9 protein-coding genes and 1 tRNA gene are annotated in these 9,865 nt (G+C 62.6%); 5 read left to right on the top strand and 5 right to left on the bottom strand.

What is annotated here, in order from left to right; all coding sequences use genetic code 11:
• Positions 1–157 precede the first annotated feature (157 nt).
• Positions 158–754: a hypothetical protein gene (locus Q3C01_RS25505; RefSeq protein ID WP_458148048.1), complete on the bottom strand. Its 597-nt coding sequence runs from the start codon at positions 752–754 to the stop codon at positions 158–160.
• A 247-nt stretch (positions 755–1,001) separates the two neighbouring features.
• Between Q3C01_RS25505 and Q3C01_RS25500 the strand changes: the two genes are divergently transcribed.
• A complete protein-coding gene (locus Q3C01_RS25500; protein ID WP_458148047.1) occupies positions 1,002–2,030 on the top strand; it encodes an alpha/beta hydrolase in 1,029 nt (342 codons plus the stop codon).
• A gap of 40 nt (positions 2,031–2,070) precedes the next feature.
• On the opposite strand, the gene Q3C01_RS25495 is transcribed toward Q3C01_RS25500, so the two are convergent.
• Together Q3C01_RS25495 and Q3C01_RS25490 are read right to left on the bottom strand one after the other, a co-directional pair.
• Positions 2,071–2,364 carry a GYD domain-containing protein gene (locus tag Q3C01_RS25495; protein WP_449381148.1) on the bottom strand — a complete coding sequence of 98 codons (294 nt, stop codon included), beginning with the start codon at positions 2,362–2,364 and terminating at the stop codon, positions 2,071–2,073.
• A 124-nt stretch (positions 2,365–2,488) separates the two neighbouring features.
• Complete coding sequence (locus tag Q3C01_RS25490) at positions 2,489–2,842, bottom strand: VOC family protein (RefSeq protein ID WP_458148046.1); 354 nt, start codon at positions 2,840–2,842, stop codon at positions 2,489–2,491.
• Positions 2,843–2,956: 114 nt separating this feature from the next.
• Here Q3C01_RS25490 and Q3C01_RS25485 point away from each other — a divergent pair, with 114 nt between their 5' ends.
• The 4 genes from Q3C01_RS25485 (at position 2,957) to Q3C01_RS25470 (ending at position 6,804) form a co-directional block, all read left to right on the top strand.
• Entirely contained in the window at positions 2,957–3,151 is a 195-nt protein-coding gene (locus Q3C01_RS25485) for a hypothetical protein (protein WP_458148045.1), read from the top strand.
• 101 nt (positions 3,152–3,252) lie between these two features.
• Positions 3,253–3,329, top strand: a tRNA-Arg gene (locus Q3C01_RS25480).
• Positions 3,330–3,529: 200 nt separating this feature from the next.
• Positions 3,530–5,536, top strand: a complete 2,007-nt coding sequence (locus tag Q3C01_RS25475; protein ID WP_458148044.1) for an SPFH domain-containing protein — start codon at positions 3,530–3,532, stop codon at positions 5,534–5,536.
• A 128-nt stretch (positions 5,537–5,664) separates the two neighbouring features.
• Positions 5,665–6,804, top strand: a complete 1,140-nt coding sequence (locus tag Q3C01_RS25470; protein ID WP_458148043.1) for an amidohydrolase/deacetylase family metallohydrolase — start codon at positions 5,665–5,667, stop codon at positions 6,802–6,804.
• A gap of 266 nt (positions 6,805–7,070) precedes the next feature.
• Here Q3C01_RS25470 and Q3C01_RS25465 read toward each other — a convergent pair whose 3' ends face one another.
• Together Q3C01_RS25465 and Q3C01_RS25460 are read right to left on the bottom strand one after the other, a co-directional pair.
• A complete protein-coding gene (locus Q3C01_RS25465) occupies positions 7,071–8,681 on the bottom strand; it encodes an ABC transporter substrate-binding protein (protein ID WP_458148042.1) in 1,611 nt (536 codons plus the stop codon).
• Between the two features lie 299 nt (positions 8,682–8,980).
• Positions 8,981–9,706 carry an alpha/beta hydrolase gene (locus Q3C01_RS25460; protein WP_458148041.1) on the bottom strand — a complete coding sequence of 242 codons (726 nt, stop codon included), beginning with the start codon at positions 9,704–9,706 and terminating at the stop codon, positions 8,981–8,983.
• Positions 9,707–9,865: the final 159 nt, after the last annotated feature.

The following is a 9,865-nucleotide window of genomic DNA, read 5'->3' as shown; positions in this document are numbered from 1 at the left end:
TTGGCCTCCCACATTGCCAAATCCATGCACTATGATGTGTCGGCTATGTCCCCGAACACCCGTCGGTCATGTCCCCGCGCTGAACATCAAGTCGGACGATGACGGCGGAGGGTAAGGAGAGTCCCCGATCCCGGCTCGCAGGGATGGTGCGAAGGTTTCAGCCCTTCTTCGCCTTGCTCGGCGCCGGGCTGAACAGCTTCTTCAGTTCGTTCAAGCTCTCCGACAGCCTTGGCCATTCGCAGGAGAACGAGTCCTTGGTGCATGCCTTCGGGCGCGGCTGCTTGGGCCGCTCGACCGGAACCGGCACGCGCGCCGTCTCGGTGCGCAGTGCGACCTGCTGGACTTGCTCTTGTTGTTGCTGTTGCTGTTGCTGCTGCTTAGCGGCGGCCTCGGCAGCCAGGTTGGCCCGACGCTGATTGGCGAGATAGGCGGCGTAGGACTCGTCGATCTTTTTCTGTTCCTCCGGCGTCGGATTGGGACCGGTGATGTCGAAGCTGCGATCCTGGAGGACGTCGTAGTAGGTGTACCCGCCACCTATCTTGCGGCGGCCGGCGAACTTGGCGTTGCACTCGGCGAGCGCCGCCGTCTTCTCCTGCTTGGTTGCATATCTCTCGGCCCGATCGGCGCATTCCTCGAAATCGCCCGGCGTGCGCTTCCACCATTCCGCGCGGGCATGCGCCGGCATCAGCAGGATGAGCCCTGCAATCAAGCCAAGCGACAATCTCGCGCTACGCGAAGCGATCACGAACGACATTCAACAGATACAATCTTTGTGGAACTCAACTGAATCAGCCGAATTTTCGCCTGTTTCCAGCCACTTGTCACCCGTGGAACCCGACATTTTCATGGCTGCATTGCTGACATTTTTTGCTTGACGTGGCCAGCCGGTCACAGCGGCATGGCACATGATGCGCATAGAGTTGCAAGAAGGCTTCAAGTCAAGAAGGCTTCAAGTCAAGAGGGCTTCTAGTCGAGTCTTCGCGTGGAAAGGAATTTTGCCTATGGGATGGCGGACATTTGTCACGGCGATTGCGTTGACACTGCTGTCGTGTCACGCGAATGCCGCCGATGAGGAGGCGCCCAACCGCGCACCGGTGAAGGCGGTCGCCGACGCCCGCCTTGCGGTCGGCGATCAGGGTGTCCTGCCACTTTATCTCTCCAGCGATTGGGCGCTGCCACTGCCAGCGATCACCCGCGCCGTCATCGTGCTGCATGGGCGGTTGCGCAATGCGGATGTTTATTACAAGTCGGCGCGGGCGGCGCAGGCGGCGGCCGGCGACGAGGGCCGGGCCACCATCATGATCGTTCCGCAGTTTCTGGCGCAAATCGACGTCGACGCATACAAGCTGCCCGACGAGACGCTGCGCTGGTCGCTGGAGGGATGGGAGGGCGGCGAGGCCGCGCTTGCGCCGAACCCGGCCTCCTCGTTCGAGGCACTCGATGCGATCCTCGCCAAGCTCGGCGACCGGCGCATCTTCCCCAATCTCAAGCAGGTCGTGGTGGCCGGTCATTCCGGCGGCGGCCAGGTCGCGCAGCGTTATGCCATCGCGGGCAGGGGCGAGGCGGCGCTGTCGCGCCAACACATCGAGGTTCGCTACGTCGTCGCCAATCCGTCATCCTACGCATATTTCAGCAGCGAGCGGCCCGAGCCGTCGATCGCCGCCTCCTGCGCCGGCTACGACAATTGGAAATACGGCATGGAGGGGCGACCGCCTTATCTCAGCGACGCCACGCCCGCCGCGCTCGAACAGCGCTATGTCGAGCGCGAGGTGATTTATCTGCTCGGCACGCTCGACACCAATCCTGAGCATCCGGCGCTGGACAAGAGCTGCATGGCGCGCGCGCAAGGACCCTATCGCTACGCCCGCGGCCACGCCTATGCCGACGCGATGGCCAAGCGCGACCACGGCACGCCCAATCACAAGCTTTTCGACGTCGCCGGCATCGGCCATGACGGCGACAAGATGCTGACCTCGAAATGCGGGCTCGCGGCGCTGTTCGATCTGCCGGGCTGTACTGCGGACCGGTGAGCCCGCACCCACGCGGGCCGAAGTGTCGCGCGCTTTTGCGTCAGGCGATCTTGCCGACAATCTTCGTCATCTCCGCGCCTGAAAACGCGCGTAGCGTTTCCGTGCGGACATTGCCGAGTGCGCCAACGCTGACGCTGAGCGACATGGCCGCGGCCTCATCTGGAGCCTCGAGAAGGGTCACAAAGTCATATCGCCCCTGCGTCCAGACGAGCTCTTTCACGGTCACGCCGAATGTCTTCGCCATTTCCTTGAAGGCGTCGGCTCGCTTCGGTGAATCCTTGACGTTGCGGATTCCCTGGTCGGTGAAGTTTCCCAGCACGACATAGGCCACCATGGTCGTCCTCCCTGGTTAGAGCCCGATACACTTCTCGCATGAGGAAACCGCACTGAGCTTGCCACAGCGGCTGAGACGCCGCCACTTGCCCATTGGGGAACGTCAGCGGGCGTGACTTATCGGATCAGGACAACGGCCGCGCAAAGCTCAGCTCGTGGCCGTCAGGGTCGGTGAGATGGAAGTAGCGCTCGCCCCATTCGGCATCGCGTGGCGCGGTCGAGGGCTGCCATCCGGCCGCGAGCGCGCGCTGATGAATGGCATCGACGTCGGCGACGTAGAAGATGACGCGGCCCCACCAGGACCAGCGCTTGTCCGTGGGCTGGGCGATCAGGTTGAGATAGCCGGGACCGGCGCGGAAGCTCGTGAACGCCTGGGCTTCGCCCCCGTGCAAAATCTCAAAGCCCAGCGAACGATAGAAGCCGACGGCACGCGCCATGTCATGGGTGGCGAGGGTGATGGCGCTGATGCTCTCGATCATGGTGGCGCTCCCGATGGACCAAATCGGGGATATTAGAGCGGGGATGAAACGATTGACGATGGTCAATGTTTCGCTTTGCGGGAGAAATGGACATCCAACAGGCGGGAGGTTTTGATGCGGATACCTGCAACGCCGGATGGCGCGTTACCAAAACCCGGAACGGCGGAGGCGATCGCGCTCGGCTGCACCTGCGCCGTCATTGCCCATGACTCCAAGACGGATGAGCTCGAGCCGTCCGGGATGCTGGCCGCTCCGGACGCGAATTGCCCGGTTCACGGCGCGGCGGCCCAGCTCGAGGAGCATGATTGAGACCGCCGCGTTGCCACCCATTCGGCGCATCGCAAGGCTGGCGATTTGCGACCTGCTCTGCTATGGAGGCCGCAAGCGCCTGCACCCTATGCAGGTTCCGCGGTCCCGTAGCTCAGCCGGATAGAGCGGCGGTTTCCTAAACCGTAGGTCGGATGTTCGAGTCATCCCGGGATCGCCATTCTCAAGTCCGGTTTTTCAGAACCGATCGCGTTTCTTACTCCGTCCCGTCCGTCAAGTAGCCAATAAAAAAAGATTGGCACGGCTTTGCGCGACACGCGGCTTGCGAAGCAGGCTCCGTATTCACATCTGCGCTCCCGCAATTCTGAGGTGTGGCTTGGTTAACCAAAGCCGCCCAGTTGCGAATTGTGGAGATGAACTATGGACTTCAATGGTTTCAATGGCGCCTGGCCGATCCAGCCCGCGCTGTGGGCCGCGGCAGTGATCGCGCTTCTGATCCTGCTGCGCGTCGCCAATATTTTCCGTTATATCCCGAACAACCAGGTCGGCATCGTCGAGAAGCTATGGACGACCAAGGGCTCGATCGCCGGCGGCTTCATCGCGCTGAACGGGGAAGCCGGCTACGAGCCGGAAGTCCTGCGCGGTGGCCTGCACGTGTTCTTTCCGTTCATGTACCGCATCCACAAATCGGATCTCGTCACGGTCGGACAGGGCAAAATCGCCTATGTGTTCGCGCGCGACGGCGCGCCGCTCGGCGCTTCGCAGGTTCTCGGCGCCAATGACACCGAGGACAAGTCGGACTTCGAGGACACGCGTCGATTCCTGCTCGGCGGCGGGCAGAAGGGGCCGCAGCGCAAGATCCTGCGCGAAGGCACCTATGCGATCAACACGACGCAGTTCGCGATCATCACCGACGAACGCGTCTACGGCCATGCCCTGTGCGAGCAGGAGCGCGGCGTGCTCGACGCGATGCAGCTGACGATCGCCGAGCGATGGGGCTTTGCGCCCGTCGTGCTCGCGGCCGATCACGACTTGGTCGGCATCGTCACCGTGCATGACGGTCCGTCGCTGCCTTCAGGCGAGATCATCGCGCCCGAGGTCGGCGTCGATCTGCACGACGATGAGACCTTTCACAATAATTTCCAGGAGCCCGAGCAATTCCTGAGAGCCGGCGGTTATCGCGGCCGGCAGCTTCAGATCATCGTCGAGGGCACCTGGTACATCAACCGCCTGTTCGCGACCGTCGAGGCCGTGCCGAAGACGGTGATTCCGGTCGGCAACGTCGGCGTCGTCATCTTCTACACCGGACCCAAGTCCGACGACGTGTCGGGCGACCAGTATCGCCACGGTGAGCTCGTCCTCAATGGCGGTCGCGGTGTCTGGCGGGATCCGCTGCTGCCCGGCAAATACGCGTTCAACACCTATGCGGGCAAGATCGAGATCATCCCGACGGTCAACTTCATCCTGAAATGGGTACGCGGCGAAGTCGGTGCGATGAAGCTGGATGAGAATCTGTCGGAGATCTCGCTGATCACCAAGGATGCGTTCGAGCCGACGCTGCCGCTCTCGGTGGTGATGCACATCGACTACAAGAAGGCGCCGATGATCATCCAGCGCTTCGGCGACGTGAAGAAGCTCGTCGAGCAGACCCTCGATCCGATGGTCAGCGCGTTCTTCAAGAACATCGCGCAGAAGATGACGCTGATCGAGCTGCTGCAGAACCGCGCGTCGGTCCAGGAGGAGTCGGCCGGGCAGATGAAGGCGAAGTTCGCAAGCTACTCGCTCGACCTCCAGGAGGTCCTGATCGGTACGCCGCGCGCCGCCGCGGGCGACCACACGATCGAGGACATCCTGATCCAGCTCCGTTCGCGCCAGATCGCGCGTGAGCAGATCGAGACCTACCAGGAGCAGGAAAAGGCTGCGGTGCAGGAGCGCGCGCTGAACGAGGCCAAGGCGACAGCGGCCGCGCAGTCGGCGCTGACGCAATCGCTGATCCAGATCAAGGTGAACGAGAACGAAGGCGCCGCAGCACTCGCCCGCGCGCAGAAGGACGCAGAGACCCGAAAGGTTACGGCGGCTGCGGTCGGCGAGCAGTCGCGGCTCGAAGGTCAGGGCGAGGCCGATCGGGCGCTCGCGGTCGGCGCTGCGAACGCGCAGGCGACCAAGCTCTCGGTCGAGGCCTATGGCGGGCCGGAATTCCGCCTGGCCGAGCAAAACTTTACGAAGTTCGCGGAAGCCTTGACCAAGATCAATCAGCCGTTGGTGCCACAATTCCTGATGTCCGGCGGACCGGGCCAGGAGACCGGCAATGCGGGCCTGATCCCGACCGCGATGCTGAGCTCGATGTTCGGCCGCATGATGCCTGATGCGCTGGAGCGGCTGAAGGACGAGGCGCCCAAAACGGCCCGCAAGACCAATGGTCAGTGATCGCCGTCGATTTGCTTAGTCGGCGCGAAAATTGCTAACAGGACGACGAAACGGCCAGGCTGGAAGAATACCTTCCAGCCTGGCCCATTCCTGTTGCTTGCAATGCCATGTGACACCCGGAGATGACGATGCCTTTTGACTTGATCCTGCGCGGCGGACGGGTCGTCGACCCCTCGCAGAAGCTCGACGCGGTGACGGATGTCGCGTTTTCGGGCGGCAGGGTCGCGGCGATCGGCAGCGGGCTCAAGGCGGATCCGGGGACCGATGTGCGCGACGCTTCTCGCTACATCGTGACGCCTGGCCTGATCGATTTGCACACCCATGTCTATTGGGGCGGCACCTCGCTCGGCATCGATGCCGAAGAATTCTGCCGTCTTTCCGGTGTCACTACTGCGGTGGACACCGGCAGCGCCGGTCCCGGCAATTTCGCCGGCTTCCGCAAGCATGTGATCGAGCCGAGCCAGGTCCGCATCCTCGCTTATTTGCACGTCTCGCATGCCGGCATCTTCGGCTTCTCGCACAAGGTGATGGTCGGTGAGAGCGAGGAGCTGCGGCTGATGAACCCCATCGATGCCGCCAAGGTAGCGGATGCCAACCGCGACCTCATCGTCGGGATCAAGGTGCGCGTCGGCCTGCACGCCTCCGGTACCTCGGGCATCGTGCCGCTCGATATCGCGCTCGAAGTGGCGGAAGAGGTCGGCATGCCCCTGATGGCGCATATCGACCATCCGCCGCCGAGTTATGAAGAGGTGCTCGCGCGGCTGCGCCCGGGCGACGTGCTGACCCATGCCTTCCGCCCGTTCCCGAATACGCCTGCGACCGCGCAAGGGACGGTGAAGAAGGTGGTGCTGGAGGCGCGCGAACGCGGTGTGATCTTCGACATCGGTCACGGCAAGGGCTCGTTCGCCTTCAAGACCGCGCGCGCGATGCTGGCGAACGGTTTCTATCCAGACACCATCTCGTCCGACATCCACCTACTCTGCATCGACGGTCCGGCCTTCGATCAGGTGACGACCATGTCGAAGTTTTTGTGCATGGGGATGTCGCTGCCCGACGTGATCGCTGCATCGACCGTCAACGCCGCGATGGCACTGCGCCGCCCCGAGCTTGGCAGCCTCAAGGTGGGCAGCGTCGGCGATGCCACGCTGATCACGGTTCGCGAAGGGCAGTTCGACTATGTCGACGTGGTTGGCGAGCACCTCGCGGGCAGCCAGAAAGTCGTGTCCGAAGGCGTCGTCATCGGCGGCCGTTGGTGGCATCCGAAGTAGGGCACGCGCGCGGTCGACGAGTTTCCCGCTTGCGCGGGAGGCGAAAAGTTTATTGTCGTCCCGGACAAGCGAAGCGCAGATCCGGGACCCATAACCACAGGATCGTATTTGACCCAGGATCGGTAACCCATATCTCGCGCTACAACTACTGCCTGGGGTTATGAACCCCGGCTTTCGCCGGGACGACACCGAACTTGTTGAAGCGGCTGCTGCAGAAACAGCAAGAATCCAAATGCGATTGCTCTGCCCCAAGCCGGGAGCGTAGCTCACTCATTCTTGTCCACGTTCCAGAACATCGGCGTCGCCGGGCCGTCGATCACGCCGGTGAGCGATTTGCGCCAGGCGCTCGGCGCCTGGAACTGGCCGAGCGGAACGTAGATCACCTGGTCGTAGGCTTCCTTCTGCACGTCGAGCGCGATCTTCTTCTGCTCTTCCGGTGAGGTGGCGCGGGCAAACGCGTCGCGCAGCTGCTCCAGCTTGGGATCCTCGGACCAGCCGAACCAGCCGCCCTCCTTGCCCTTGCCGACCATCGCGCCATTGACGAGCGGGTTCATCGAGTCGGCTGCGCCCTGGTAGGTGAAGAACATGTTCCAGCCGCCTTCCTTCGGCGGCTTCTGGTTGGCCCTGCGGGTGACCACGGTCTGCCAGTCCATCGCCTGCAGATCGACCTTGAAACCGGCCTCGCGCAGGAGCTGTGCGACCACGATTGGCTGCGCTTTCAGCAGGATCTGATCGCCCGGCGCCAGGATCACGACGGGCGTGCCGTCATAGCCGGACTCGGCCAAGGCTTTCTTGGCTTCCGCCATGCCATTGCCCTTGATCAAGGTCTCGCCGCCCTCGTCGCTGGCGAACGGCGTGTCACAAATGAAGAATGCGCCGCAGAGCTTGTAGTATTTGGGATTGCCGATCTGCGCGTCGAGCACGTCCTTCTGGTTGATCGCGAGCATCGCGGCGCGGCGGATCTTCACATTGTCGAACGGCGGATGCAGGAAGTTCATCCGGCCGAACGATTGGAAGCCGAATTTGTTCAGGATTGCGATGTTGATGTCCGGGTTGGATTCGAGCATGGGCAGCAGGTCGAACGGTGGCGTTTCAACGAAATCGACATCGCCGGATTGCAGCGCGTTGAGCGCGGTCTGCGCGTCCGGCATGGTCAGCCACTCGACACGGTCGACCTTGACCACCTTGCCGCCCGATGTCCATTCGGCCGGCTCCTTGCGCGGCACGTAGTCGGCGTTCTTTTCGTAAACGGCTTTCACGCCGGGCTGGAATTCGGCAGCCACGAACTTGAACGGTCCGGAGCCGATCTGCTCCGGAATCTGCTTGCTGATCGGGGTTTCGGCCAGCCGCTTGGGCATCATGAAGGCGCAGATCGACGATGGCTTGGCTATCGTCTCCAGCACGAGGCCATAGGGCTCCTTCAGCTTGAGGACGATCGTTTTGGCATCAGGGGCCTCGATGCCTGCCGTGAAGTCCATCAGCTTGCGCGCCATGCCGTCGACGCTCGCGCCCCAGCGCTTCAGGGAGGCGACACAATCCTCCGCCGTCACCGGCGCTCCGTCGTGCCACTTCAGGCCGTCGCGCAAGGTGAAGGTGTAGGTCAGCTTGTCCGCGGACACCGTCCAGTCAGCCATCTGCGGCCGCACTTTGAAGCCGGAATCGATGCCCAGCAGCGTATCGTAGACCATATAACCATGGTCGCGGGTGATGATGGCGGTCGTGAAGCCAGGATCGGTGACGCGAAGGTCTGATTGCATCACCGCCGTCAGGATCTTCTTTCCGCCCGCGGCAGATGCAACCGATGTCCATGCAACGGGAAGTGCCGATGGCGCGACAGCCGCGAGCTGCAGCAGTTTCCGACGCGAGACGTGAACCATTCGCTATTCTCCTGACCTGACGCAAACGAAACCAGATGGCGGCTGCCGATGGCCGGCAGCGTATGGCGGGGCGCCACACGTGACAAGGAGGGTTGCTTCCACCGATCTGAATTCGTTTGCGACCAAGCAAGGGCTGTGCCGCCGAACCCGGCGGCGCGAGCGAATATCGAACGTCGTCTCGCTTTCGACGGACGCGCGTTAGAGTAGGATCCGGAAAAGTGCGGCGCGGTTTTCCGAAAAGATCATGCGCAAACAACAACCTAAAGCGCGATGACGATTCATCCTAATCTCATCGCGCTTTAGTCCCGCCCCGCCTCCAAGATCGCGCGTGCCAGCCGGGCCGGATCGGAGAAGCACAATTCGTGGCTGCCCGGCACCTGAACCAGGCGGAACAGGCCGAGCTTTTCCGACAGCCGCGGATGCCAGGGATAACCGTGCGGCAGCGCTGTATCCTCGGTGCAGTTGATGTAGGACTTCGCCAGCTGCATCTCGGCCGGGTTGGTCTTCAGCACGATCTTGTCGCTGAACGTCTTGAGGGGATGCGGATTGAGGATGTCGTAGGCACGCTGCGCCAGCTCGAGGTCAACGTCGTTGATGAACGCCTCGCGCCAGATCGGGAATGGCAGCACCACCGAGCCGTCGCCGCGCTCGGCGGCGATAGCCTCGAACAGGCCGAGATAGTGTGGCGGCACCAGGTCGTTGAGCGACTCGCCGTTGTTGGGGACGAAGGCATTCCAATAGATCAGCCGGCGGATCCGCTCCGGCACGAGGTCAGCGACCCCCGTGATGACCATGCCGCCATAGGAGTGGCCGAGCAGGATCACATCCTTCAGATTGTTCTCGACGAGATAATCGGCGATGGACTGGATCGCCTCCTTGAGCCCCGTGGTCTTGGCATCGCCCACCCGGTTGCCCTTGATCGTGGGCGTATGAACGGTGTGACCGGCGGCACGAATGGGGGCGGCGACGGGCTCGAGCTCGGCTCCGGTGTGCCAGGCGCCGTGGACGAGGACGTAGGTCGACATATTGTAGCTCCTCCGCAAGGATGGTTAGATCGGCGCGGCAATCACCGGCCGAAACCCTGCCGACTGAACGTCGATCATTGTCTTTGTTGCAGCCATATTGGGCCGGCCGGAGATCGGTCCGCTTGGCTGGCGCTGAACCGGATTGGTCTCGGAGCGAAC

This window comes from Bradyrhizobium sp. UFLA05-109, assembly GCF_054185165.1.
The sequence above is the reverse complement of the archived record's forward strand: the minus strand, read 5'-3'. Positions and strand labels throughout refer to the sequence as shown.

Excerpts from the sequence above, each read along its gene's own strand:
- Q3C01_RS25465 (WP_458148042.1), bottom strand. The coding sequence starts at position 8,681 with ATGGTTCACGTCTCGCGTCGGAAACTGCTGCAGCTCGCGGCTGTCGCG.
- Q3C01_RS25460 (WP_458148041.1), bottom strand. The coding sequence starts at position 9,706 with ATGTCGACCTACGTCCTCGTCCACGGCGCCTGGCACACCGGAGCCGAG.
- Q3C01_RS25505 (WP_458148048.1), bottom strand. The coding sequence starts at position 754 with ATGTCGTTCGTGATCGCTTCGCGTAGCGCGAGATTGTCGCTTGGCTTG.
- Q3C01_RS25470 (WP_458148043.1), top strand. The coding sequence starts at position 5,665 with ATGCCTTTTGACTTGATCCTGCGCGGCGGACGGGTCGTCGACCCCTCG.
- Q3C01_RS25485 (WP_458148045.1), top strand. The coding sequence starts at position 2,957 with ATGCGGATACCTGCAACGCCGGATGGCGCGTTACCAAAACCCGGAACG.
- Q3C01_RS25495 (WP_449381148.1), bottom strand. The coding sequence starts at position 2,364 with ATGGTGGCCTATGTCGTGCTGGGAAACTTCACCGACCAGGGAATCCGC.
- Q3C01_RS25490 (WP_458148046.1), bottom strand. The coding sequence starts at position 2,842 with ATGATCGAGAGCATCAGCGCCATCACCCTCGCCACCCATGACATGGCG.
- Q3C01_RS25500 (WP_458148047.1), top strand. The coding sequence starts at position 1,002 with ATGGGATGGCGGACATTTGTCACGGCGATTGCGTTGACACTGCTGTCG.
- Q3C01_RS25475 (WP_458148044.1), top strand. The coding sequence starts at position 3,530 with ATGGACTTCAATGGTTTCAATGGCGCCTGGCCGATCCAGCCCGCGCTG.